Consider the following 25367-nt stretch of genomic DNA (forward strand, 5'->3'; position numbering starts at 1 on the left):
ACGTGCCTGCTTCCGGGCTATTTTTTCGTCGAGCGAGTCCGTGCACGGCGAGCGGCGAGCAACTGCGTGATCCCGTTACCGGGGCCGCCCTCGATCGGCCAGCCACGCTGTCGCCACGCCGGCGGTTCCGGTTCGAACTCCGGACAGGAGCCAGAACACTCGCTACTGGTCTGGGTCCGACAGTGTGCCCCACACCAGGGGAGTAGCTGTCCCGCCTGCTCGCGCGCGCCGAACCAGCGACAGTCCGAGCGCATCACGTCGACGAACGACCGCCAGCCGCGCTCGTATGCGCGCTCCGCGATTGCCAGCCGTAGATCCGCTTTCCGCTCGCGTGGGACGTACTCGAACGTCGCGGCGGAGTGGTCAAAGGACGAGTCCGAGCCACCTCGATCGGTGATTCTCGTTCCCGGTGCTGCCGGATCGAGCCCCTGTGCGTGCCACGCGACCGAGGCCGAGAGCGTGGCCGGATCGATTTCGAGGACGCCAGCCTCGACGGGCAGGTCCTCGAACAGGGCCGGCGACACCGAGTCGTCAGTCGGCCGGGTCGCGACCCACGCCTCGTCGGCCAGACCGAGCGCGACGTCGCGTTCGATCTGTGGCTGGAGAACCCTGGCCGCACTGGCGTCGAGATCCGGCTTGTTCTCGACGGCGACGATCCGGTCGACCCAGTCGGGGTAGCGGAACCGCCGCCGGATCTCGATCCGATTTCCTGCCTTCCTGACGTCGAGGATACCCCTGTCGTCGGCCTCGTGAATCGTCTCGCGGACGTATCGCCACGGGTAGCCGGGATCGGGGAGTGCGTCGCGGTAGTAGCTCCACTCGTCCGGGGCCGAGCGAACGACGTGGAGGAGGTCGCTGTCCAGCCGATCGGTCCCGAAGTTCGCTCGCTGGGCGAGCGCCTCGCGGGAGGTCTCGATCACGATGGTGTCCCAGCGACGCCGTTTCGTCCCGAGTTGACGGGCAACCAGCACGACGGTGTCGTCGTCGAGCGACCCGGTTGGCGGCCAGTCCCGCTCGGCCCAGTAACAGACGCGAAGCTCGAAAGCGAACTCCGAGTCGTATCGGTGGCTGTCGGGCACGGCGAGAGATGCGCCCAGTCGGTCAAAAACGATGTGCACAGTCCACCGGCGTCGGGCGAGCGCCCTGCAGGCCACCAACCCACCCATCACGCCTCGTCGCCGTCAGCCCCTTCCCGGACTTTCACAGCCATCCCGGTCTCGAAGTCGCGCATCGCGTCGGCGGACAGCTCCGCCCGCCCGACCGCGAGCAGGTCGCCGTTCTCGTGGACGACGAGGGCCTCGTCGCCGGGGCGGAGTTCCTCGTCGACGTGCGTGACGAACTTGGCGAAGACGTTCTTGCCGTCGCGGACGAACGGTTCGCTCTCGTCGCCGACGACGACCCGGTTCCGTGGCTCGTCGAGCGCAGTGAGCCGTCGCCCACCCTCGATCCCGAGGGTGAACCGGCCGTCGACGTTCAGGGAGACGAGTCGACCCGCGTCGACGAGCACCTGCTGTGGACGGCCCGAACTGCTTCGCTTGATCGTAAACCGATTGCCCTCCGGGAACAGTATGTGGCCCGCATCGCCGCCGAACTGATAGTCGGCGACGGTTCGGAGGCCCGCTTCGTCTTTTTCCAGTCCAGTATCCTCGGCGTCGCTCATTGGCGGCTACTGGGTCCCAGCGGGTGAAAGCGCTTCGACATTCAGTGAGTCGCTGGTCGACGTTCGTGTGACGCTACCATGTAACAAACTGTCGACTAAAGAGAGAAACATATAAACTAGAAGCGCAAAATCTGGGATATACAGATGGATACTACGAAAGTGGCGGCAGGGGCTGTGCTGATCGCGGTCAGTAGCGTCATACTCCTCGCAACTGGATCGACCGATTCGGGCGTTCCCGTGATGCTGGCAGGCGTGGCAGCGATACTGATGGCCGCTGGCTCCCTGCTGGTTGGGACGTCGGGCGACGGGCCTGCGGTATAGGACCGACTCCGAGTTCCCGCTTAAAGCAGAAACGTCTCCGTCCGCTCGCTCAGGTCGACGAAAGAGTCTGCGGCTTCTTTTAGCTCCTCGGCAGTCGAGGACTCGAAGCCCATCACCTCGACGCGAACGCCCTCGTGGCGCATATGCGAACAAAGTCGCGAGAAGTCGCCGTCACCGGTACAGAGGACGATGGTGTCGACGTGCTCGGCGAGCGTGACGGCATCGAGGCTCATCCCGAGATCCCAGTCGGCCTTCTTGGAGCCATCGCTGAATGTCTTGATGTCCTTGATCTTCGTCTCGAAGCCGATGTCGGTTAGCGCCTCGAAGAAACTCTCTTCCTCGGGCGAATCCGCACGGATGACGTAGGCGATAGCCCGCGTCAACTCGCGGCCCTGGACGCTCTTTTCGAGCAGGGACGAGTAATCGATGTTGTTCGTGTACAGGCTCTGGGCGCTGTGATACAGGTTCTGGGCGTCGACCAGAACGGCGACGCGCTGACCCGGATGGATCTCGCTCATGCCGGGTATTATGCGGGCCAGTACATAAAGAAGGGGAGTCGGCCGTCGGTGCTATCGGTGATCCCGGAGGCGCGCGATCCGCTCCTCGGTCGAAGGGTGCGTCGAGAGTAGTTTTTGAGTCCGTCGCCGGTGCCGAAGATACAGAGTGCGGCGACCGAATCGTCCATCTCGACGTCGGTTCCCTCTGCGCTACGCTGGATTTTTCGAGCGCTCGCGCGAGCGGTTCGCCCGATCCGATGGCGTCCGCGGCATCGCTGTCGGCGACGTACTCGCGGTACCGCGAGATTGCCATGACGAAGACCATCACGAGCATCTGCGTGACGATGCCGACGACGAAGGCGAGCACGAAGTTAGCGATGCTACGCTCGCCAGTGAGCAGAACGATCCACTGGGCCGCGATGCCGACGATGGCGGCGACCGACTGGGCGACCGTCATCGTCACGACGTCGCGGTTCCGGATATGCGCGAGTTCGTGAGCGATCACGCCGTTGAGTTCCTGCCGGTCGAGGACCTGTATCAGTTCGGTGGAGACGACGACGGTTCCCTTGCCCTTCCGGCCGGTCGCGAAGGCGTTCGGCGTGCCCATGCTGGCGACCATCAGCCGTGGCTTTTTGATCCCCATGTCCCGCGAGAGGGACTCGACGGTCTGGTGGATCTGTGGGTATTTCTCTTCGGACATGTCTTCGGCACCGACGCTCCGGAGCGCCAACTTCGTCCCCAGAATATACTGGATCCCGATGAAGGCTATTGTCAGGATGCCGACCAGCCAGAGCGGCCAGCCGAACGATACGACTGCGACCAGCGCGGCCAGCGAGAAGAACGCAAACAGGATGGTGCTGACGATCGCCATCCTGATCTTGAGACCTACATGTCGCATGCCTACCGATAACTGTCGGCAACTGATAAGTCGTATGGCAGAGAATATGCGTGTTAACAGACGACATGTATTGCGTACCATGCATCTCGCCATCCACGGAGCAGCCATCGTCGGCGAGAACACAAACCCTAAGTTCGGCCGCTCGGACAGTCTCTACTGTGTACGGACTCGCTCGACGGATCGACCTGCGTGCCGGATCCCCGAGCGAGTGCTCCGTAGCCCTTTCTAAAAAACGCGGCCGATAGGGACTCCCGGCGAGTGTGGCACCCTCGTCGCGGGTCCGATCCCGGCCGCGGATGGATCGATTGATACCGACCGATCACGACATACCAGACATGACAACGAACCCCTTCAACGGCGTGTTGCCAGCGATGGTGACGCCGTTCAACGAGGACGAGAGCATCGATCACGAACGACTTCGGGCGGACGCACAGCGCCTCGAAACCGCCGGCGTCGACGGGCTTGTTCCCGTCGGCTCGACCGGCGAGAGCGCGACGCTAAGCCACGACGAACACGTCGAGGTCGTCGAGACTGTCGTCGACGCTGTCGAGGACGTGCCCGTCATCGCCGGAACCGGGAGCAACAACACCCGCGAGGCGCTGGAACTCTCCGCACGCGCTGCGGACGCCGGTGCCGATGGCCTACTGCTCATCTCGCCGTACTACAACAAGCCCGAACAGCGCGGCTTCGTCGAGCACTACACCCAGGTCGCCGACGCCGTCGACCTGCCACAACTCGTCTACAACGTCCCCTCGCGGACCGGGCAGAATATCGAACCGGACACCGTCGTCGAACTCGCATCCCACGAGAACATCGCGGGCCTGAAGGCCGCCAGCGGCGATCTGAACCAGATATCGGAGGTCATCGAGCGAACACAGGACGAGGACTTCACGGTTCTATCGGGTGACGACGGACTGACGGTGCCGATGCTCTCTATCGGCGCCAGCGGCGGGGTTAGCGTCGTCGCAAATCTCGAACCCGAACGCACCTGCGCGATGGTCGGCGCGGCGCTCTCCGGCGACTTCGAGCGAGCGCGAGCGCTACACCACGAACTCGCTCCGTTGGTTCGGGCGCTGTTCACGGAGACGAACCCGATCCCGGTCGTCGAGGCGATGAATATCCGCGGACACGCAAAGCCGGTCGTCCGCTCGCCGCTGACGCGACTGTCCGCGGAGTATCGGGACGAACTCGCCGAGATTCTGGCGGATCTCGACAGCGAGACCGTGGCCGACGTCGCGGAGGCAGACCGATGACCGAGAACGTAACACGGATCGCAGTCAACGGCGCGGCCGGTCGGATGGGCCAGACCGTCATCGAGACGGTGGCCAACCGGGCGGATCTGGAGGCCGTCGTCGGCATCGACGTCGCGGACGCGGAGGCCGTCGACGGCGTGCCAGTCGTCGCACCCGACGAGGCCACCGACGCGTTCGCCGAGTATACCCCCGACGCACTCATCGACTTCACCATCCCCGAAGCGACGCTGGGCGTCCTCGACGCCTGCACCGAGCACGAGGTCGCACTCGTCGTCGGGACGACCGGGTTCCACGAGGACGAACTGGAACGCCTCCGCGAGACGAGCGAGCACGTCCCTGTCCTGAAAGCGACCAACTTCTCGCGGGGGATTCAGGTGCTGCTCCGAACCGTGGGCGAGGCCGTCGGCGCGCTCGACGGCTACGACCTCGAACTGATGGAGACCCATCACAACGAGAAGATAGACGCGCCCTCGGGCACCGCAAACACGATTCTGGAGACCGTCCAGGAGGAGCGTGACGTCGAACCGGTGTACGGACGCGAGGGCCACGCCCCCCGTGACGAGGACGAAATCGGCGTTCTCGTGCGGCGGGCGGGCGACATCCGCGGCGAGCACGAACTCGTGCTCGCGGGCAACGACGAGGTGCTCTCGCTGTCCCATCGCGCCGAGGACCGGGGCGTCTTCGCCGCGGGCGCAATCGACGCCGCGGCGTGGGTTGCCGGGCGAAATCCGGACTGGTATACCTTCGGAGCGGTAATCGACGATTCATGAGTCTGCAGACAGACGTCGAAGCTCTCTGGCAGCGCAAACAGGACGGACTGACGGCCGACGACGCGAGCACGGAGGACCTGGCCGTCCTCGAAGAGTTCCTCGCTGCACTCGAAGCGGGCGACATCCGGGCCGCCGAGAAACACGGCGACTCCTGGGAGGCAAACGAGTGGGTCAAACAGGGTATCCTGCTCAACTTCGGCCTTCGCCACACCAGCCCCCGCGACCACGGCGGTGTCACCTACCACGACGTCCTCCCACTACGCGAGACCGACGACCTGGGCGAGCGCGGCACGCGCAACACGCCCGACGGGACGACGATCCGCCGGGGCGCATACCTCGGCGAGGACTGCATCATGATGTCCCCGAGTTTCGTCAACATCGGCGCACACGTCGGCGACGGTACCCTGATCGACTCCGCCGACACCGTCGGCTCCTGTGCCCAGATCGGCGAGAACGTCAAACTCGGCGCGAACACGCTGATCGGCGGCGTGCTCGAACCCGTCGAGGACGCCCCCGTCATCGTCGAGGACGGCGTCTCGCTGGGTGCTGGCTGTCGGGTTACGAGCGGCTTCGTCGTCGGCGAGAACAGCGTCGTCGGCGAGAACACGCTACTCACCCCGCGGATTCCGGTCTACGACCTCGTCGAAGAGGAAGTGCTCTACGGCGAACTGCCCGCGAACCGGCGTGCGTTCCAGCGCTTCGTCGAGTCCTCTGTGAGCGACCACGAGATGATCGACGGCGGCGCGTTCAAGCCGGCAGTCGTCGCGACCCACATCGAGGAGGAGACGCTCGAAGCGACCGAGCGCGAGGACGCGCTACGGGAGTAATCGGCCGCCCCGAACCAGAACATTCAGGGCCGCGACGGCCATGGACCGGGTAATGACCGACCTCGCCGATTCGCCGCCCGTCCGTCGGCTTGCCGACTGGGATATGGCCCGGTTGGAGAGCCTCGCAGCGGAGCACGGCACGCCCCAGTACGTGATCGATCTCGATCGCGTCACGGAGAACTACACACGATTTTCTGCGGCGTTTCCCGACGCCCACGTCATGTACGCCGCGAAGGCCCACACCGGCAAAGCAGTCCTCGAAGCCCTGCTTGACGCCGGCGCGGACATCGAGTGCGCCGCGTGGGGCGAACTCCAGCGCTCGGTCGAGGCGGGTGCGGACCCGAACACGCTCCAGTACACCGCGGTCAACCCACCGGACCACGACCTCGACTACGCGGTCGACCTCGCCGAGGACGCGCCGGGACTCACCATCACCATCGGCGCGACCGACACGCTCGACCGACTGGCCGAGCGCGGCTACGATGGCCGGATCGCCATCCGGATCAACCCCGGCATCGGGACGGGCCACCACGAGAAGGTCGCCACCGGCGCGGACGCGAAGTTCGGCATCCCCTACGAGCGAGTGCCCGAGGTCGCCGAGCGCGTCCGCGAGGAGTTCGAGTTGGTCGGCCTGCATGCCCACGCGGGCAGTGGCGTCCTCACGGATGGCCTCGAAGAGCACTGCAAGGCCATCGAGCGCGTCGGCGAGATGGCCCGCCGCGTCGGCGACCTGGAGTTCGTCGACGTCGGCGGCGGCTACGGCGTCCCCTATCACGAGGACGAACCGCCGCTCGACCTCGACGTCGCCAGCGAGATGGTTCGCGAGGCCGTCGGCGATATCGACGCGACGCTCAAACTCGAACCGGGCCGGTATATCGTCGCCGACGCCAGCCTGATCCTCACGACGGTGAACACGATCAAGGAAGCGCCCGATACGACGGTCGTCGGCGTCGATGCCAGCCTTGCGACGCTGATCCGGCCGGCGATGTTCGGCTCGTATCACCCGATGTACAACGTCTCCGCGCCGGAGCGCGACCCACATCCAGTCACCGTCGGCGGCCCCGTCTGCACGAGCGCGGACGTGTTCGCTCACGACCGCCCCATCGCGCGGCCCGAGCGCGACGACGTGCTCGCTATCGGCAACGCTGGCTCCTACGGCTACGAACTGGCGAGTCAGTTCCACTCCCAGCCACGGCCGCCCGAAATCGCGCTCGAAGACGGCGAGTCCCGCGTCGTTCGACGCCGTGAGACGCTGGACGACGTGACCCGCGTGGAGCAGTGAACGATGGCGTTCGACCTGACTGAATTCCACGCCGACGCGGTGAAGACGCCCTCTCACGAGTCCGTCGACGCCATGCGCGACCTGCTGATCGAGCGACTTCGGAGCGAGGGCTACGACACGGAGGTCGACGACCGCGGCAGCGTCGTCGCGACGCGTGGCGAGGACGACGGCCCACATCTCGTTCTGAACACGCATATCGACACGGTCCCGCCGCATCTCCCCTACGAACGCGACGGCGAGGTCGTCCGCGGGCGAGGGTCCTGTGACGCCAAGGGGCCGCTCGCCGCACTGCTGTCGGCCTTCCTCGGCGCGGAGATCGGTCAGGGACGGCTTACGCTGGCGATCACACCGGACGAGGAGACCACCCAGACCGGGGCGAAAGCCCTGAGCGAGCGACTCGCTGCGGACGGCTACATCGTCGGGGAGCCGACCGGGCTGGACGTCTGTATCGGCGCTCGCGGCCAGTGTGAGGGGCGGGTCGTGATCGAGGGCGAGAGCGGTCATGCCGCCGACGTCGACCGGTCCCGGAACCCGATCCACGCCGTCAGCACGGTGCTCCGGGCGATGGAGACGTACGACGAGACCGAGGGGCCGGGCGAGGATAGTGTCCTCGGGAGTCCCAAACTCACGCCGACGGCGCTCGGCGGCGGCGACGCGCCGAACCGCGTCCCCGGGAGGGCGACGATCACCTTCGACCGGCGGAGCGTCCCGCCGGAGACCAGCGAGTCGTTCGCGGCCGGTCTCCAGAGCCACCTCGACCGAAACGTCCCGGAGACGATCACCGCGAGCGTCGAACTGATCCGGCCCGACACGCCGTTTCCCGATCCGTTCGTCACCGACGAGACGGCTCCGCTTGTCGACCGACTTCGGGACGCGAGCGGCGGCGATGTCCGGCCATTCGGCGCGGCGACCGAGGCCTCGTACTTCGCGAGCGACGCGCCAACGGTCGTCTTCGGGCCCGGCGTCCTCGCCGACGAGGAGGGGGCAGTCGCCCACTCCGAGCGCGAGTACGTCCGACTCGATTCGGTCCGGGCGGCAGCCGATGCGGTGACCGAGACGGCACAGTCCGTGCTCGATACGTGACGGGATCCCGCGCCAGAAAACTACAACTGCCGTTTTAGTTTACGGTAACTTAACCGTATATCCGTTCCTCTCCCCGCGTATGCGACGACGAAACGTCCTCCTTGCGAGCGGAGCAGTTGCATCGACCGCCCTCGCCGGCTGCCTCGGCAGCGCGGACGAGGAGACCGACCCCGGCGACGACAGTGATTCCGAGCGGACAATCACGGTCTCCGAATCGGGCGAAGTGAGTGCGGAACCCGACATGGCCGTCCTCCAGGTCGGCGTCGAGGCGACCGGCGACGACCCCGGCGCGGTCCGTGACGAACTCGCCGAGCGTGGCGACGCGCTCTACGATGCGCTGGTCGAGTATGGGATCGACGAAGACGACATCACGACCAGTCGGTTCCGCATCCGCGAGCGGGTCGACCGCGAACGGATGCGGGCAGAGGGCGTGGAACCGAGTTCCGAAGAGGATCTCGAACCCTACATCTTCTATCTGGGCACCCACTCCTACCGTGTCGAAGTGCAGGCAGTCGAGAACGCTGGCGAGGTCGTCGATACCGCGGTCGACGCCGGCGCGGATACGGTCGACAGTATCCGGTTCACCCTGTCAGAGGAGAAACGCGAAGCGCTACGACAGGACGCCCTCGAAACCGCGCTGGCGGACGCCGATGCGGAGGCCGAGTTCGTCGCCGGACAGGTCGACGCCACTATCGTCGAGGCGAAACACGTCGACACGTCGGGCGGTCGGGTCAGCCCCGTTCGTGAAGAGTTCGATATGGCAGACGGAGCGGCGTCCCCACCCGAAACCTCCTTCGAACCGGGCGACGTCACGGTGAGCGCCACGGTCGAGGTCCGGTACACGATGGAATGACATCCGGCGTCGGCGCGCCTACTCGATGTCGTCGACGATTTCGCTGGCGATGCCGACGTAGGTCTCCGGCGAGAGCGCTTTCAGTTCGGCTTCGACCGAGTCGTCGACGTCGAGGTCCTCGAACAGTGCACGGAAGTCCTCGATGGTGACGCGCTCGCCGCGGGTGAGTTCTTTGACCTGCTCGTAGGCGTCCTCGTGACCCTCCCGTCGGAGAATCGTCTGGACGGCTTCGCCGATGATCTCCGGCGTGTTCCGGAGTTCATTGCGCATGACCTGCTCGTTTGGCACGACCTTCGAGAGGCCGTCCTGCAGTTTGCTGTAGCCGATCAGGCAGTGGCTGAGTGCGACCCCGATGTTGCGCTTGACCGTCGAATCCGAGAGGTCGCGCTGGAGCCGGGAGGTAGTGATGTAATCGGCGAGGAACTGTAGATCCGAGTTGGCTTTCGAGAGGTTGCCCTCGCTGTTCTCGAAGTCGATCGGATTGACCTTGTGTGGCATCGTCGACGAGCCAGTCTCCCCGTCGGTCGTCTCCTGGCCGAGATAGTGGTCGGAGATGTACAGCCACATGTCGAGGTCCAGATCGAGGATGATGTTGTTCGTCCGTCCCAGAGCGTCGAACAGGGTCGCGAGGTCGTCACAGGGGTTGACCTGCGTCGTCGGCGAGACGTACTCCAGATCCAGCCCGGTGACGAACTCCTCCGCGACCGACCGCCATTCGATCTCGGGATACGCGGCGACGTGAGCGCCGAAGGTGCCGCTCGCGCCGCCGAGTTTCCCCGCGAGGTTTTCGGTCGCCCGCTGGACCTCGGCATTCGCACGACCCAGACGCGCGGCGTAGACCGCCATCTCCTTGCCGAACGTGGTCGGCGTCGCTGGCTGGCCGTGGGTCCGAGCCAGCATCGGAAGGTCGCGGTACTCGCGGGCCAGTTTCGTCAGGTCGTTGCGGGCGCTCAGTAGCTCCGGGAGTATGACGTCCTCCATGGCGTCACGCACGAGCAGTCGGTGTGCGAGGTTGTTGACGTCCTCGCTGGTGAGTCCGAAGTGGATCCACGGCGAGAGCCCGTCGAGCCCCTCGGGCAGTTCGTGGCGGATGAAGTACTCGACGGCTTTGACGTCGTGGTTCGTCGCGTCGTAGCCGGCGTAGCCCTCGGTTTCGAGCTTCTTGATGACGTTTGCGTCCTCCTCGGTGAAGTTCTTGTACAGCGAGCGGAGCTGCTGGCGTTCCTGCATGTCGAGTTCGATGTCGATCCCGTCCGTGTCGGCCAGGGTCACGAGATACTCGATTTCGACGCGGACCCGTGCCCGCATCAGTCCCGCTTCGCTCGCGTACGGGGAGAGCGATGCGGTCCGACCGGCGTAGCGGCCGTCGAGTGGCGAGACGGCGTAGAGGGATTCTGTCATGAGAAATGCTGGCGCGGCTGAGATCAAAAGCGTGTCGGAACTATGAGCCACGGATATGGATAGATCTGAGGCAGTTACCCGACACTGACGCGGCACATATACATATTTGTGCATACTTTGCTCGATCGTATCGCAACTACTTTTGTCGATGCGCGCGGCGTCTCAGTCATGACACGGATCGCGGGCATGGCGAGCAATCGGGGCCGAAACCTCATGCATGTCGCGGACATCGCGCCCGGCGGCGCGGAGTTCGCGGTCGTCCTGACGAACGACGCCGACGCGCCGGTGCTGGAGAAAGCCGCCGAGCGGGGGTTCCCACCGAAGTCGTAGAGCGCGAAGAGGAGAGAGCCGACAGGAACACGAGGCACGGGTCAACGACGCGCTGGCCGAGTACGAGTTCGATCTGGTCTGTCTCGATGGCTACATGCGGATCCTCTCGGACGCCTTCCTCGGCGTACAGCCGACGACGCTGAACGTCCACCCCTCCCTGCTCCCCTCGTTCCCCGGAATGGACGCCTGGGGCGACGCGCTGGCAGCTGACGTCTCGGTCTCGGGCTGTACGGTCCACGTCGTCACGGACGCGACGGACGCCGAGGGCGAAATCATCGAAAGCGAGGTCGACGGCGGGCCCGTCGTCACGCAGGAGCCGGTGCCCGTCTACGAGGGCGACGACGAGGACACCCTGGCCGAGCGAATCCTCTATCAGGGCGAGTTCGCGGCGTACCCACGGGCAGTGCGCTGGTTCGCCGAAGGGAACGTCCACATCGACTACGAGGCCGGCGAGGTCACCGTCGATTCGGATACGGCCGAACAGCTTCCGGAGCGACACGTCGAAACCGCCGACCGCGACACCGAACTCCGGTACGGCGAGAACCCGCATCAGGACGCCGCGGTCTACGTCGACAACACCTGTGAGGAAGCGAGCGTCGTCGGCGCGCCACAGCGAAACGAGGGCGCGAAGGGGATGTCGTACAACAACTACAACGACACCGACGCCGCGCTGGGCATGGTCAAGGAGTTCGACGAGCCAGCCTGTGCGGTCATCAAACACACCAACCCGGCGGGCTGTGCAACTGCTGACACCCTCGCAGACGCCTACGAGCGCGCCCTGTCGACGGACGCCAAGAGCGCCTTCGGCGGCATCGTCGCTCTGAACCGCACCTGCGACGCCGCAACCGCCGACAAGGTCGTCGACTCGTTCAAGGAAGTCGTCGTCGCGCCCGGCTACACTGACGACGCACTCGACGTGCTGACCGAAAAGAAGAACCTCCGCGTGCTCGATGTCGGCGAGTTCGGCGACGAGTACGAGCCACTTACGCAAAAAGACCTCGTCGGTGGACGGCTGATCCAGGAGCGCGACGACCAGACGCTCTCCGCCGAGGACCTCGAAGTCGTCACGGAGCGGGAACCGACCGACGAGCAGATCGAGTCGATGCTCTTTGCCTGGCAGACGATCAAACACGTCAAATCGAACGCGATCCTCTTTGCCACCGGTACCGAGACCGTCGGCGTCGGCGCGGGGCAGGTCTCCCGCGTCGACGCGGTCGAGATCGCGACGATGAAAGCGGACCGAGACGCGGACGGTAAGTCCGCCGAGGGAGCGGTGATGGCCTCGGACGCGTTCTTCCCGTTCCCGGACGGCATCGAGAAGGCCGCAGAAGCGGGCATCGAGGCTGTGATCCAGCCCGGCGGTTCGGTCAACGACGAGGACGTCATCGAGGCCGCAGACGAGAACGATATTGCGATGGTGATGACCGGCCAGCGGTGCTTTAGGCACGACTGAGCGGCAGCGAAGGACTGTCTAAAGCTGGAAAGACGACCAGAGGGAGTCTTTCGGTGTTTCCGTCACGATTACTGTCGGAAACTCATCAGAGCTTCCTCCGACGGGAGTTCGCTGATCCGCGACGGAGACGGACTCCGCAAGCACGTCGAAGTCGCCGCTACCTGAGTCCAGCCCGGACCCGTAATTGCTCTTTACGATGGTGTTACGCCATGTTTACTGGCTATCGACCCCGGTCGTATCCGAACATTATTCCGGAGCCACGTCCTACGAGTTCCTGTGAAGGAGCCAGGGTCGAGTGACGAAGACGAGGCCGATCCAGCCGTGGATCCGTCGCTCGTCGCCGGGGACGACGCCGGGTTCTTCCGGACGCTCGTGTCGAACACGTCCGAGGGGCTACTTACGATCGATAGCGACAGCACCGTCGTGTTCGCGAACCCCGCCATCGAGCGGATTCTCGGGTACAGTCCGGAGGAGCTGGTCGGCAGTTCCAAAATGAAGATCATCCCGGAGCGGCTCCGATCCGATCACGCGGCAGGGTTAGAGAAGTATCTGGCGACCGGCGAGCGACATATCGACTGGGACGGCGTCGAACTCCCAGCACAGCACAAGGACGGTCACGAAGTGATCGTCTCGATCAGTTTCCGGGAACACGAGTACGACGGCGAGCAGCTGTTCACCGGCATATTCACCGATATATCCGAGCGAAGAGAGCGCGAACGGAAACTCGAAGAAAAGAACGAACGGCTCGAGAGCTTCGCGTCGGTCGTCTCGCACGACCTTCGGAACCCGCTTGGCGTCGCGACCGCGTATCTTAGCCTGGCACAGCAGAGCGATACCGAAGCCGTCGAGGAGCTTCACGAGGTCGAGCAGTCGCTGGACCGAATGGAGCGGATCATCGACGACCTGCTGTGGCTCGCACGGAGGGGTCGTCAGGTCGGTGAAGAGGAGTCGATCGAGCTATCGGCGGTCATCGAGGACGCGTGGCAGACGACCGAAACCGCCGAGGGAACGCTGGAAACGGAGTGTGACTGCGTAATCCACGCCGATTACGACCGGATCACACAGCTACTGGAGAACGTCTTCCGGAACGCGATCCAGCACGGCGGCGAGGAAGTCACCGTTCGAGTCGGGCCGCTACCGGCTGGGTTCTACGTCGAGGACTCCGGCCCGGGAATCGACGCGGAGGTACAGGGCGATATCTTCAGTCCGGGCACCTCAACCGATGAACTGGGGACCGGTCTGGGACTGTACATCGTCGAGAGCGTCGCTGACGGTCACGGATGGGAGATCAACGTCTCCGACGGAAGCGACGGCGGAGCCAGATTCGAGTTCACTGGCGTCACGTTCGAGTAGGTCGACCGGGAGTTTCTTGTCGCTCTCCCTCCACGTCACCCCTATGTCCGACTTCGACGCGTGTTACTTCTGCGGTACCGCCGTGGACGCTCCGATAGCCACTTACGACGTGGTTCCAGGCGCAGTGAGCGACGAGGCGGGGCCGACTGCGGCGCTGTGTCCCTCCTGCAAGGGAAAGCTAGAGAAGGTGTTCGAACCCGCACTCCGGAGACTCGACTGGCCGGGTGCAGAGACAGAGATAACGCTCGACGTGGCAGACGAAAGCACCAGATCACGAGGCCATACTGACGAAGTCGCCGCCGAACAGTCGACGGGGCAGCCAACCACGGTGCGGAGTAGAGACGACAGCAATCCCGACGAGACGTCTCCAAGCGCTACCGAGGCTGTCACAGCCGACGCAGAGGCCTCGACCGGAAGCCAGTCCACAGGATTCGACGAGGGGATCGAAATACCGCCGGCAGACGCCGACGAGCAATCCGAGCCAGTGGTCGATGACGAGCCCACAGGTGCGCACGACGACCCGATAGCCGCTCCGGAGAATACGGGTGAGTCTCAGAGAGCCGACGAGCCATGCGAAGACCCGACAGCGGAGAGCACCCCTGAACGTCCTGACACGGAGACGTACAACAGGGTCGTCAGACTGCTACAGAACCGTGAGTTTCCGGTCGATCGCTCGGAGTTCGAGACGCTGGCCAGTTCGGCTTACGAGGTCACGCCCGGGGAGTGTGAGCGCGTGATCGACTATGCGATTCACCGTGGCGAACTGGCCGAGAGTAGCGGAATGTTGCAGAAACCGGACGGAACGTAGCACCAGTCAGGCCAGATCGCGGTCGATCCGCTCGGGAGCGCGCCAGTTAGTCGTTCGCTCCAGGAAGTCGACGACGATCCGGCCGGTCGCCCCCAGATCGTGTAGCCGTCGACGTGGAAGTAGTGGATCACGATCTCCCCGTAATGTGGGTGATCGCGGAACTCGCTTTCGTAGTTCTCCGAGGCGAGCAGTGCGGAGACCGACACGACGATGATCTCGGCGACTTCCGACTCGTTGGGAACGTACTGGCGATCCGGGACGCGTGCGACGACGGGGGTGACCGCGTACTCAGTGATCGTCCGGATGTCGTCGAGTCGCCCGACGATACTGGCGTCGGCCGGGTCGAGTGCGATCTCTTCGTTCGCCTCCCGAAGCGCCGTCTCGCGGCTATCGGCGTCCTCTGGCTCGCGGCCGCCACCGGGAAAGCTCATCTGGCCCGGATGCTCCCCGAGGTGGTCGGCGCGTTTCGTAAACAGGAGATAGCTCTCACCGTCGCGCTCGATCACCGGCACGAGCACTGCCGCATCGTGGGGCTCGTCGGTGATCGCACACGGTTCGTACGCCGCGACGCGGTCCAGATCCAGTTGCATCGATCGGTCGCTACCGTTCGATACGGACTCCGGATGTATAGCGTTTCAGAATCCGTCCTGTCCCCGTCCGCCAGTGGCTACTCCGCAGTCGTCGTGGCGTGCTCGTCGAGTCGGTCGCGGACGCCGCCGAGATCGACTGGAGCCCACGCCTCGACGTCGTAACTGACGTCGATCAGGCTCTCGACCCGGTCGGTGTCCCCGGCGTCGATGGCCGCGTCGGCGTCCGATTGGAGACGATCGGCGACGATATCGCCCAGATCGTCACGGTCCAGTGACCGGTCGGGAACCTCCATGATGTGTGGCAGGTCCTCGGCGTGGTCGGGAAGCGTCGGGAACGCGGCCGGCCCGGTCACGAGACGCTCTTCGTCGGTTCCCTCGTACCGCACGAGATAGTACGCGTCGACGGCCTCCTGAATCGTCGCATCGATCGCCTCCTCGTCGGGTGTGTCTCCCCGCCGAGCGCCGAGCTCGACGAGCGCCTGTGCCAGTTCGGCCCGCGTCAGGCCATCGAACAGGTCGACGACGCCTGCGAGGTCGTCGAGCGTTGCAGTCATAGTCGATGGCCCGTCGCGCGGGCCATTAGTCGTTTCCCTGTCTTCTCGGATCTCATTCCTCGCCGGACGGGACGGCGGGCCGATCGAGCGCTCTTCGCCCTGCCCGTTCGACATCTGCTGGCGAGATCGGCGCGTCGTTCCAGGCGGGAAGGCGACCGTCGACATCCGGCGGCCCCACGGCTCCGGCGTAGGCTTCGATCTGTTCGCGCTCGGCCTCGGCATCGAACTCTAAGTTGTTGAGCGAGGCATCGAGGGCGTACTGGTCGACCAGCCGGTTTGCTGCCGTCCGGTACGCTGTGGGCAGGGATTCGTACGCGACGTCGATGTCGTGGTCGGCGAGGACCCGAAACAGGGCGGCTCCGACGTGTTCGGCCATGTCGGCGAGACCGGTGTTGCCGCCGACTGCTCGGTGGTCGTGTTCGTGGTAGCCGAGATCGACCTGGGCCGTCCCGTCGAAGCCGGAGTGGTCGAACGCCTCGCCGAGCGTCCCGATTTCCAGCCCCCAACTCGGCTGTGCCCGGATCGATTGGGCGAACTCCGCGGTCATCGCGAACTCGCCGGCGAGTGCGTATCTGAAGGCGTCGAGATATCGCAACACTGGCGCTTGCTGTCGATCACTGAGCGCGCGGACCAGCGGCGCGACGAACAGGCGGAACAGCCGGCCGTACAGGCGCTCATCCTCGATTCTGGCGTAGTAGCCCTTCGAGAACGAGTAGCCCTGGGCAAGCGGCGCGAGGAGGCGGGGGACGTGTGCGTCCGAGTAGGTCGTCGCATCGGCGTCGTGGACCGCCACGTACTCGTGGTTGGCGGCCGCTACGCCCAGCGCGAGCCAGACGTCCCGACCCTTCCCTCGGTCGGTCGGGATGCCGTTCCGGGCGAGTAGTGATTCGACGGGAGGACTGTTGCACCAGAGGAGTCGAACGTCGAGGTCGAACCCGTCGAGGTCGAACCCGTCGAGCCAGGATCGGAACTGCTCGACACGCTCGGGGGCGATCTGAGCGGAACGACGACACGGTCGGGGCCGACGGTTGCGAGCGTCGAGAGAATGTGTTCGGCGGCGGGTGCTCCGTACTCACGATGGGTCATGGGAACGACTACAGCACTGCTATCCGTCGGAGCCGTCGGTCTGGGACCGGTGAAGTCGTGCACCGTTGCAATCCGCTCCTGCACGTATTCCATCAAACCCTGTTGGTCTGTGGCTTCAAAACCTCGGCGTTTCCGGCCGTCGTTTCCGGACAGGCCGGTCAGGACGGTTTTGTGACACCAACCCCCGGTCTTTTTGCAGGTTGGTTACATCTGTTGGGAGTATGAAATCGGTCCGCAAAGCGTTACGTGACGGGAGTCTGGAGAAGGACACGTACGAGCGGGTCGTCTGCGGTGACTGCGAAGAGAAGTTGAAGACGGAGAACGATCCCGACGAGATCGGCTCCGTTCGCGTCTGTCCGGACTGTGATGGCCGCTGGAAGGAGATCCGCTGAGTTACTCGAAGACGGCGTCGAACGCGTCGGCACCGAGCGGATCGTAGCTTCCGGCCGCGAGGTTCTCCTCGACGTGTGCTGGCGAACTCGCGCCGACGAGCGAGCACGTCACGCCGGGAGCGCTTCGGGCGAAGTTGATCGCTCGCTGTACCGTCGTGTCGCCATCGAGACGGGCCGCGATATCCTCCGGGAGACTATCAGCAGCTCTCCCTGTGCGATGCTCGCGCTGGTGAAGACGTCCAGTCCAGCCTCCTTGGCGAACCAGAGCGCGCTCTGTCGGCCGTCCGGCGAGTCGTGCGCCTCGACGCTGAACGCGTCAGCCATCACCACGTTGAACGGCAACTGGATCGCCCGGAGATGCGTCGCCGTGTTGCCCACCGTCTCGGCCGCCGACCGGGCCCGCGAGATCACTTCCGACAGGGACAGATAGCGCTCGTGGTCCGGCGGAACCCGGAAACACTCCCACGAGGCGACGCCGTACCGACGGATATCGCCGGCCGCCGCACGCTCTTCGAGACGCTCGAAGGCGGCCTCTGCTGGTCGTACACCGCTGACTGCGAGTGCTCGGCTAGCTGTGTCTCGGGGTTGTGGACGTAGTACAGATCGATCGTATCGAGCCCCAGATTCTCCAGAGACCGGTCGAGTTGGTGGTCGAGGAAGTCGGAATGGATGGAGTGTTGCCCGCCGACGAGCGAGTCCCGCGGGACGAGTCCACTGTCGACGTACTCCTCGAGGACGTACTGGCCCGGGTCGTCGGGTCGGTCACCGTCGAACGGGACGAACCCGCCCTTTGTCGCGACGACGACCGCCTCGCGGTCCACGTCAGCGTCAGCCAGTGCGTCTCCGACGACCCGTTCGCTGCGCTGGCAGCGGTAGTTGATCGAGGTGTCGACGACGTTGATCCCCCTCCAGCGCCGTCCGGATCGCCTCGTAATAGCGCTCGTCGACGTCGTCAGTCGGGTCACCGAGATAGGTTCCGATCCCGATCGAAGAGACCAGCCCGTCGCCGAACCGCCGGAAATACGTCCGGCCGAACGACTCGTGAAACCGGTCGCGGTACGACCACGTTCCTGTGCTCGTTGCCATACCCAACGTTGGGGCCTGGGCCCGAAAAGTACACTAGATGTCGCCCGACATCGCACTGAACAGGCGATCGGTGAACTGCTCCTCCGAGATCCCTTCGGACGGCCCGATGCCTTCCATATGTGCGATCGATATCTGGCCGCCGCCCATGCGTGCGTGCCCCCGGCGCTCGCCATGGGAATGTCCGACGTGACCGCGGAGAGGACATCGCCCATGTGGACCCGGTCGTCGCGCGAACGCCCCGAAAGTGTGAGTTCTCCATCACGGTTGCCGTAGACGACGACCGCCGTCACCCCCTCCAGCGTGAGCAGTTCGTCAGCGGCCTGGGGGATGGCATCGATATTTGAGACGTTGCCCACGTCCGCGACCGCAAACGACCCCCTCACTGTCCGCTCGCGGATCGCCCGCGCTTTGATCTCGAGGGTCTCCGCGCTCACCTCCGGGTTCGCGATCCGGTCGAGCGCGTCCTCGTCGATTCCCGGGAACAGGTAGCCCGCTGCCTCGAACTCCGACGGTGTACAGCCTTTCGTAAGGTGGTCCGTATCCGATTGGATGCCGTACAGCAGTCCCGTCGAGACCTCCCAGGGGACGGGGAGGTCGACCTCGTCGTCGTCCTCATCGGGTTGGGCACCGATCCCACGTATGTACTCCGCCATAATCGTCGCACAGGCACCGTAGTTCGTCCTCGCATCAGTGAACGACTCGGCTTCACCGCCGCCGGGGTGATGATCGATCAATGCATCCGGAGAGAGCCCTTCTGCCCCGGAAAAACCCCGTGGGCGGTTGTGATCGACGAGGACGAGTCCCTCACTCTCTATCTCCTCGGCGGACTCGATCCGCGTCAGATCGACGTCGAGAACAGTGCGAAACGCCCGGTTCTCCTGATGTCTGATCTGGCCCGAAAACAGGAGTCGTGTGTCGGTATCGACGGTGTCTGCGAGAAAGGAGACCGCCAGCGCGGAGGACATCGCGTCGGGATCCGGGTTCGGGTGCATCAACACGTCGACGCTGTCGTATCCCCCGAGCATGCGCTGGAAGCGGTAGCCGGGCGAGCGTCGAAACCAGCGGATCAGCAGCCATGTCAGACCTAAAAGCGTCACTACGACGGCACCGCCGAGCAGGAGCGTCGTGTCAACGTCGACGGCACGGAGCGCGTCGTCAACGACGCCACGACGGACCATGGCGTACCGCATAGTCGTTGTGAGACCCCGACCGGGCATGAAAGTTCGCCCAAGGGTATATGTACGATCCGCTTCGAGCAAGTATCTTGGCGACGCTACCGAGGAGAGTCAGTCGGCCCGATACGCCTCGATTGCGGCCCGATACCCCTCCCGATAGGTCGGGTACGCGAACTCGTAGCCCGACGAGCGGAGTCGGTCGTTCGAGCAGCGCTTGCTCGTCAGGATGCGTCGCCGTGCGGCCTCGGAGAGCCCCGGATCGTCGAGTCGCTCCGCTTTCGTCCGTTTCGGCGGGGCGTCGACCCCGCACTCCGCCGCCAGCCAGTCCGCGAACTCCCACTTCGAGACCGGTTCGTCGTCAACCACGACGAACGTGTCCGCCGCCGGCCGGGTCTCCAGCAGGTATGCCACGGCACCCGCGGCATCGTCCCGGTGTACCATGTTCAGATACCCTTCGGTAACGGGACCGTTGAGATATCGTTGCAGTCGGTACCGGTCCGGTCCGTAGAGCCCGGCGAACCGGGCAACAGTCCCGTCGATTCCGTACTCTCGGGCGACCTCTGTCGCGATCCTTTCGGCCTCCGCAAGCACTTCGGTCTTTTCGGTCGTCGGATCGAGCGGCGTCGTCTCGTCGACCCAGTCGCCGTCGTGGTCGCCGTACACGCCGGTACTCGACGTGTAAACGAGCTGTTCCGGCGATCGGTCGCGCTCACCGAATGTCTCGATCGCAGTCCGGAGCCCATCGACGTAGATGTCGCGGGCGGCGTCGGCACCGCGTCCGCCCGAACTCGCGGCGAAGACGAGCGCATCGACGTCCGGCACGGTCGCCAGTTCATCAGGGCTGGTCACGTCCGCCCGGACCGCCTCGAAGCCTGCCGCTTCGATGGCATCGATCCCCTCGTCCGAGCGCCTGACGCCGAACGGCTCGTGGCCCGACGTCGAAAGCTGTCGACCGAGTTCGATCCCGACGTAACCACATCCGAGAATCGCAACGCGCATACGGGTGCTTCGGGCTACGACGTGTTAATCCCACGTTTTGGTGCGAGTGCTGGTTCTCAGACCTGTCGATCCGCGATGACGTACTCGATCGCGACGAACTCGTCAAGCGTCATCGGCGCGCGTCGTTCCAGTTTCTGCTGGATCTCTTTTGCGGAGAGGTCGAGCGACAGTTCACCCGCGAGCGAATCCACGTCGAGGACGGCCATCGACATCCCGAGCAACAGATGTTCACACGCCATCGTCTCGATGGTCTCCGCGTCAGGATACGCCTCGCCGAGTGCGAGTATCGCGGCGGCGTCGGGAAGTGCGATCGACGTGGACTCTCCATCAGCGAGCGCCGCCACCGTATCGGGGTCGACCTCGGTCTCCGCAACGACTGTGTCGCGTCCCACGCTCTCGATGACGGCTCGAAGTTCCTCGTCGTACTCCGCCCGAAGCCCCTCGACAGAGAGCCCCTCGACGTCTACGCGCTGGTCCTGCAACATATCGGATCGGTACGGCCGGGCGCACATAGCCGTTGTCTCTCGGGACGCTCAGGTCCCCACCAGTGTCACCTCGATACCCTGCCATCGGACCGGTCTGACGCGTACTTCGTCGACATCCATCTGCCACTCGGCTGTCCGATCCTGGGCCGCTTCGACGCTCGCCTCGAACGCCGAGGCCGTGTCGAACAGGTGGTCCGGGCGTGCACCCTGTAGTAGCTCCCAGAGCAGTGTCCCGTCACGGACGGGCGTCATCTCGGCCGAAACCTGCTCGCAGGTCACAGTCGCTGCCCGTCTGCTTGCTATCCGGTCGGGTTCGATCCGGATCGCATCCGCGGACACCGGGTACGTCCCCGTCGAGACCTGCGGACTCTCACTGATGACGTCGACTGCCGCTGCTGCCCGCTCGCGTCGTGGGTTGTGCGTCCACGCGACTGTGCTGCTAGTCCGATCAGTGCCGTCGCGGGGAGCGCTCCCGCGGTCCAGAGGTCGCCGGCCAGTTCGATCATGGCCTGCCATCGCCGCGGCTTCGTAGATAAACCCGCGGACCGCTCAGACGAACAGGCCGCCGGCGACGTACGCCGCGAGAAACACCCAGACCGAACAGAGCAGGGCGCCACCGACGCGATAGCCGACCAGAGGACGGTCGAGGCCGTTCTCCAGCCCGACAGCGAGCGCCGTCAGAATCGTCGTCAGGACGATCACGTACGTACCGACGATCGGACCCAGCACCGCGACGGGAACGGCGGCGCTCTGGCTATTCGTCGCGCCGAGTCCGCCCATCTCGCCAGCGAGCGAGACGGTGACGCCCGCGACGAGCGGGCCGAAGATGGTCGCCGTGCTTCGGAGCGTCCCGGTGATCCGGCCCAGTTGTCGTTTCGCCTCGCTCTCGACCGACTGGAGCTCCTCCAGATGTGACGCCATCGAGACGATAGCGCCGCCCGCGGGACGCCCTTCCCGCGCCGCGAGCGCGAGGAGTGTTGCCGTGCTCTGTACTCTGGGGCTCGGCACGTCGGCGACAGCGCCCTGCTCGCCGAGAAAGGCCGTCCGGACGTCGATGCGGAGCTGGCGCTGTCGGCGTACTGCGTCCGCGAGCACCGCACCGGTCTCGTCGTCCAACGTCTCTCCGGCGCGAGCGATGGCCGTCTCCACTGCGCTCCCTGTTCCGACTTCGCGCCCGACGAGGTACAGGGCGTCGACGAGGCCCGACTCCACCGCCCGAGCGTGGTTCCGGACACGAACGACCGGCCGGAACCACGCGACCAGTCCGGAGCCGATACCGGTGACGACGGCGGCGAGCGGGACCGACCACGGCGGGAGCAGGATGGAACCGACGAAGCCGACGGCGAGACCGGCTCCGAGAGCCGCCAGCACGGGTAGCCACCACTCGCCGTCGACCTCCGGATGTGACCGATCGACTACTGGGGGTGGAAACGCGACGGGTCGCCGCAACAGTAGCCAGACCGAACCGAGCAGGACGACGCCGGGCAGGACCAGCCAGTAGACGACTACGAGCATCGTCGCCGTGACGGGGACACCGGCCGTTGCCGCCGCTGGGAGGACCGCAATCAGTGCGAGTGGCAACAGGACGCCGAAGGCGTACAGTCCGGTCGCCGGGCCCTGGATCTCGTTTGCGAACGCAGCCATCCGATCACGTGTCCCGTCGAGCACCGTCCTGAGCGATCGGTCAAGCGAACGGGGCCGCTCGCCCGGCGGGGCGTCCGCCGCCGTGGCGACGAGCGTCACCGCTCGACCGAGTTCGGGAAACCAGTCGTCCCACTCGGCGGCGAACGACTCGAAGCCCGAACCGGGATGGCCTCGTGCCCGCCGGACGTGTTCCGCGAGGCTGTCGGCCAGTGGCCCCTCGCCGGTCGACGCCGCAAACGTCGCCGCGGATTCAGTGGTCGGCGTGATCCGCATCCGGAGCACCGCACGGGCGACGATGCCCGGCGCGGCACCGAGTGCGAGCGAGCGGCGGGCGGCCGCCAACAGCGTCGGCCCCTCGTGGACGAGATGTGCGACTCCGAGCGCCGCCGTCAGAGCGACCAGCACTACCACCGGTACGGGAAGCCCCGTAAGAGCCGCGCCGACCGGCGTCAGGAGACAGGCGACGAGCAGTGCACCACCGTAGCCCGCCCGGACGACGGTCTCCGGCGCGACGGGATCGCCCAGAAACGACAGCGAGCGTCGCAGTTCCTCGCCGGCGCTGACAGAGGGGGATACAGCCGTGCGAGCGCCTGCACGAGCGTGACCCACATCATCCGTCACCACGGCCGGGCGATGGCGATTGACGGGCGTATGCGTCGACGACGTCCTGCGGGCGGGTCCGGTTGCCCTCGGCGAGCGTTCGAAGGACAGTCTCCCAGTGATCGAGGAGCGTCCGGATATTCGCGTATGACTCGTCCGAGCGGGCGAGACTGTCAACCAGTCGGCTCTCGCCTCTCTGGATCCGTCCCGTCGGTTCCAGCGTTCCTGCATCGAGTTCGTACAGCGGCGCGAACGCCACGCCGTCATCGGTGACGAGCAACTCCTCGATGGAGCGAACGCGACGCGCCCGCCCATCCGGTCCCTGATACGGTTCGAGCGTGACGATGAACTCTGTGACGGCGAACGAAGACTCCGGGACGTCGAGGTCGGAGACGACCCGTTCGCGGACCGACTCGCCGTCGTCGCCGTGGATGGTTCCGAGCACCGCGCTCCCGCTTGCGCCCACTCGCATCGCCTCGTAGAGCACGCGTGCTTCCTCGCCCCGGACTTCGCCGAGGACGAGCGCTCCTTCGCCGAGCCGTAACGCGGTTCGTAACGCTTCGCTCGGCGAGATTCCGGGACCGTTCTCGACGTCGACGGCGGTTTCGAGCGCCTGGACGTCACGACCCGTCTCCTGTAACTGCTCGACCGGTAGCTCTGGCGTGTCTTCGATGACGACGGTTCGGGTCCCAGCCGGGAGTTCCCAGAGGAGTGCGCCGAGCGTGGTCGTCTTGCCAGCACCGCGGGTTCCGGCGATCAGTCCGGCCGCCGAACGACGGACGGCGACCGAGAGCAACGCGGCCGCATCGGCCGGCATCGTCCCGTTTCGGACGAGCGCTGGGAGCGTTAGCGCCTCGTCGCCATGATCCCGGAAGACGAAGCCAGTTCCGTCGCTGACTGGGTCCGTGACGCCCGCGACACGAACCGAGCCTGCGGACTCGCCGGCGGACACCGTGGCCGCAAGCGTCGGACTCGCCCGAGAGAAGGCGCGACCACTGGCTCGGCGGAAGCGCGAGGCGAAGGCGGCCGCGCCGTCCTCGGTAAGCCGAACGTTCGTCGCCAGTCGCTCTCCATCGTACAGCACCCTGATCGGCGTCGACTCGACCGGCGTCGTCACGAACACGTCCGAGACGGCCGGATCCGAGAGCAGATCGGTGACGACGCCGAACTCGCGGGTGTGTTTGGTCAGGATTTGCGAGAGGAGCGCGATATCGTCGTCGCTCTCGCTCACTGCTCGAACGGCCCGCCCGGGTGCGCGATCACCGCCCTCGATGGCACCCGCGGCCAGCCGATCGTAGGCCTCGGCGAGGCACCGCTTCCGGGCAGGCGAGAGCTCCGTCGCCGCAGGTACCAGATGATACCGACGATTACCCGTCGCCCGGTCCCGGTAGATGCGGGCCCTGCTCTCGGTCCCGAGCGAGCGCGTCTCGGCGAGGGCCATGCCCGGCGGCGGTCGCGCCTCGACGCGGGCCCGGGCAACCACGGATCGAAGGTGTGGCCTGAGTGCGTCCTCGTAGCCCTCGACCGACTCGACGACCGCCGCGAGACCGGTCTCGGCCGCGATCTGCGAGACGGGGGTGTTCTCGCCATCGCCGCCCGGCACGCCCGGATCGGATCGGACCGGCCGGTATCTGCCAGTGCGGCATCGTGGACCGCGACTCGCTCGACGAACCGACCGGCGGCGACGAGCAGTGCGGCGGCACGCCCGTCGTAGATCCGGTCGACGCCGTCCGAGCGCGCCAGCACGGTCTCGACATCACGGTCGGTGAGGGCGTCGACTGCCGTTGCCCGACACGCCTCGCTCCCGGCGAGTCGGCCCTCGTCCGGGCAATCCGCGGCATCGAGGACGAGTCGGTCGGCCTCGAACGAGGGGCAACAGCCACAGGCGGACTCCCCATCCTCGTTCCGCTTCCGACGCACTCGGTCGAGCAACGCGGAGACGGTCGTTTCGACGTCAGACCCCATCG

The 25367-nt window shown here is 65.5% G+C and carries 20 protein-coding genes and 7 pseudogenes; 11 read left to right on the forward strand and 16 right to left on the reverse strand.

From position 1 onward, the window contains the following. Positions 1-17: 17 nt before the first annotated feature. Entirely contained in the window at positions 18-1079 is a 1062-nt protein-coding gene (locus ACFQH2_RS14315) for a DUF5787 family protein (protein ID WP_377054709.1), read from the reverse strand. Positions 1080-1165: 86 nt separating this feature from the next. Next, on the reverse strand, positions 1166-1660 hold the full coding sequence (locus ACFQH2_RS14320) for a PUA domain-containing protein (protein ID WP_377054711.1): 495 nt from the start codon (positions 1658-1660) through the stop codon (positions 1166-1168). 144 nt (positions 1661-1804) lie between these two features. On the opposite strand from ACFQH2_RS14320, the gene ACFQH2_RS14325 reads away from it, so the two are divergent. Then, positions 1805-1981 (forward strand): hypothetical protein, encoded by a 177-nt coding sequence (locus tag ACFQH2_RS14325; RefSeq protein ID WP_377054713.1) that lies wholly within the window; start codon positions 1805-1807, stop codon positions 1979-1981. A gap of 20 nt (positions 1982-2001) precedes the next feature. On the opposite strand, the gene ACFQH2_RS14330 is transcribed toward ACFQH2_RS14325, so the two are convergent. From ACFQH2_RS14330 to ACFQH2_RS14340, 3 genes and pseudogenes are all read right to left on the reverse strand, one after another. After that, a complete protein-coding gene (locus ACFQH2_RS14330) occupies positions 2002-2499 on the reverse strand; it encodes an NYN domain-containing protein (protein WP_377054715.1) in 498 nt (165 codons plus the stop codon). A gap of 8 nt (positions 2500-2507) precedes the next feature. Further along, complete coding sequence (locus tag ACFQH2_RS14335) at positions 2508-2666, reverse strand: hypothetical protein (RefSeq protein ID WP_377076869.1); 159 nt, start codon at positions 2664-2666, stop codon at positions 2508-2510. 86 nt (positions 2667-2752) lie between these two features. Continuing rightward, positions 2753-3484 (reverse strand): annotated as a pseudogene (locus ACFQH2_RS14340) (M48 family metalloprotease); the annotation flags it as partial. Positions 3485-3711: 227 nt separating this feature from the next. On the opposite strand from ACFQH2_RS14340, the gene dapA reads away from it, so the two are divergent. The 6 genes from dapA to ACFQH2_RS14370 all read left to right on the forward strand — a co-directional run bounded on the left by dapA (position 3712) and on the right by ACFQH2_RS14370 (position 9444). Continuing rightward, entirely contained in the window at positions 3712-4629 is a 918-nt protein-coding gene (dapA, locus tag ACFQH2_RS14345; protein ID WP_377054719.1) for a 4-hydroxy-tetrahydrodipicolinate synthase, read from the forward strand. Further along, positions 4626-5399: a 4-hydroxy-tetrahydrodipicolinate reductase gene (gene dapB, locus ACFQH2_RS14350; protein WP_377054721.1), complete on the forward strand. Its 774-nt coding sequence runs from the start codon at positions 4626-4628 to the stop codon at positions 5397-5399. Before dapA ends, dapB begins: the two co-directional genes overlap by 4 nt. Further along, on the forward strand, positions 5396-6226 hold the full coding sequence (locus ACFQH2_RS14355) for a 2,3,4,5-tetrahydropyridine-2,6-dicarboxylate N-succinyltransferase (RefSeq protein ID WP_377054723.1): 831 nt from the start codon (positions 5396-5398) through the stop codon (positions 6224-6226). Before dapB ends, ACFQH2_RS14355 begins: the two co-directional genes overlap by 4 nt. Positions 6227-6278: 52 nt before the next feature. Beyond that, entirely contained in the window at positions 6279-7508 is a 1230-nt protein-coding gene (gene lysA, locus ACFQH2_RS14360) for a diaminopimelate decarboxylase (RefSeq protein ID WP_377054725.1), read from the forward strand. 3 nt (positions 7509-7511) lie between these two features. Continuing rightward, positions 7512-8591, forward strand: coding sequence for a M20 family metallopeptidase (locus ACFQH2_RS14365; protein WP_377054727.1), 1080 nt, complete (start codon positions 7512-7514; stop codon positions 8589-8591). Positions 8592-8670: 79 nt separating this feature from the next. After that, positions 8671-9444 carry an SIMPL domain-containing protein gene (locus ACFQH2_RS14370; RefSeq protein ID WP_377054729.1) on the forward strand — a complete coding sequence of 258 codons (774 nt, stop codon included), beginning with the start codon at positions 8671-8673 and terminating at the stop codon, positions 9442-9444. 18 nt (positions 9445-9462) lie between these two features. Here the strand turns inward: ACFQH2_RS14370 and purB are convergent, their stop codons facing one another. Beyond that, complete coding sequence (purB, locus tag ACFQH2_RS14375) at positions 9463-10845, reverse strand: adenylosuccinate lyase (RefSeq protein ID WP_377054731.1); 1383 nt, start codon at positions 10843-10845, stop codon at positions 9463-9465. Positions 10846-11013: 168 nt separating this feature from the next. Between purB and purH the strand changes: the two are divergent. The 3 genes and pseudogenes from purH (at position 11014) to ACFQH2_RS14390 (ending at position 14789) form a co-directional block, all read left to right on the forward strand. Then, positions 11014-12628 (forward strand): annotated as a pseudogene (purH, locus tag ACFQH2_RS14380) (bifunctional phosphoribosylaminoimidazolecarboxamide formyltransferase/IMP cyclohydrolase). 276 nt (positions 12629-12904) lie between these two features. Beyond that, on the forward strand, positions 12905-13981 hold the full coding sequence (locus ACFQH2_RS14385; RefSeq protein ID WP_377054735.1) for a two-component system sensor histidine kinase NtrB: 1077 nt from the start codon (positions 12905-12907) through the stop codon (positions 13979-13981). A 43-nt stretch (positions 13982-14024) separates the two neighbouring features. Further along, positions 14025-14789, forward strand: a complete 765-nt coding sequence (locus ACFQH2_RS14390; RefSeq protein WP_377054737.1) for a hypothetical protein — start codon at positions 14025-14027, stop codon at positions 14787-14789. Between the two features lie 6 nt (positions 14790-14795). Here ACFQH2_RS14390 and ACFQH2_RS14395 read toward each other — a convergent pair. The 3 genes and pseudogenes from ACFQH2_RS14395 to ACFQH2_RS14405 form a co-directional block, all read right to left on the reverse strand. After that, positions 14796-15373, reverse strand: a pseudogene (locus ACFQH2_RS14395) (NUDIX hydrolase). Positions 15374-15456: 83 nt separating this feature from the next. Further along, positions 15457-15933, reverse strand: coding sequence for a DUF7109 family protein (locus ACFQH2_RS14400; protein WP_377054741.1), 477 nt, complete (start codon positions 15931-15933; stop codon positions 15457-15459). Positions 15934-15985: 52 nt separating this feature from the next. Then, positions 15986-17112: pseudogene (locus ACFQH2_RS14405) on the reverse strand (glycosyl transferase family 2). 128 nt (positions 17113-17240) lie between these two features. Here ACFQH2_RS14405 and ACFQH2_RS14410 point away from each other — a divergent pair. Further along, entirely contained in the window at positions 17241-17411 is a 171-nt protein-coding gene (locus ACFQH2_RS14410) for an HVO_0758 family zinc finger protein (protein ID WP_377054745.1), read from the forward strand. A 1-nt stretch (position 17412) separates the two neighbouring features. Here ACFQH2_RS14410 and ACFQH2_RS14415 read toward each other — a convergent pair. The 7 genes and pseudogenes from ACFQH2_RS14415 to ACFQH2_RS14445 all read right to left on the reverse strand — a co-directional run bounded on the left by ACFQH2_RS14415 (position 17413) and on the right by ACFQH2_RS14445 (position 25365). Beyond that, positions 17413-18497: pseudogene (locus ACFQH2_RS14415) on the reverse strand (aldo/keto reductase). 33 nt (positions 18498-18530) lie between these two features. Next, a pseudogene (locus ACFQH2_RS14420) lies at positions 18531-19675 on the reverse strand (DHH family phosphoesterase). Between the two features lie 108 nt (positions 19676-19783). Then, complete coding sequence (locus ACFQH2_RS14425) at positions 19784-20671, reverse strand: SDR family oxidoreductase (protein WP_377054751.1); 888 nt, start codon at positions 20669-20671, stop codon at positions 19784-19786. A 56-nt stretch (positions 20672-20727) separates the two neighbouring features. Continuing rightward, positions 20728-21156: a DUF5791 family protein gene (locus ACFQH2_RS14430; RefSeq protein WP_377054753.1), complete on the reverse strand. Its 429-nt coding sequence runs from the start codon at positions 21154-21156 to the stop codon at positions 20728-20730. A 48-nt stretch (positions 21157-21204) separates the two neighbouring features. Beyond that, on the reverse strand, positions 21205-21672 hold the full coding sequence (locus ACFQH2_RS14435) for a DUF7283 family protein (RefSeq protein ID WP_377076870.1): 468 nt from the start codon (positions 21670-21672) through the stop codon (positions 21205-21207). Positions 21673-21705: 33 nt separating this feature from the next. Further along, positions 21706-23424 carry a type II secretion system protein gene (locus ACFQH2_RS14440; RefSeq protein WP_377076871.1) on the reverse strand — a complete coding sequence of 573 codons (1719 nt, stop codon included), beginning with the start codon at positions 23422-23424 and terminating at the stop codon, positions 21706-21708. Then, positions 23411-25365: pseudogene (locus ACFQH2_RS14445) on the reverse strand (ATPase, T2SS/T4P/T4SS family). Before ACFQH2_RS14445 ends, ACFQH2_RS14440 begins: the two are co-directional and overlap by 14 nt. Between the last annotated feature and the right edge of the window lie 2 nt (positions 25366-25367).

Origin of the sequence: Natronoarchaeum sp. GCM10025703, assembly GCF_042661985.1 — an archaeon.
Classification (GTDB): Archaea; Halobacteriota; Halobacteria; order Halobacteriales; family Natronoarchaeaceae; genus Natranaeroarchaeum.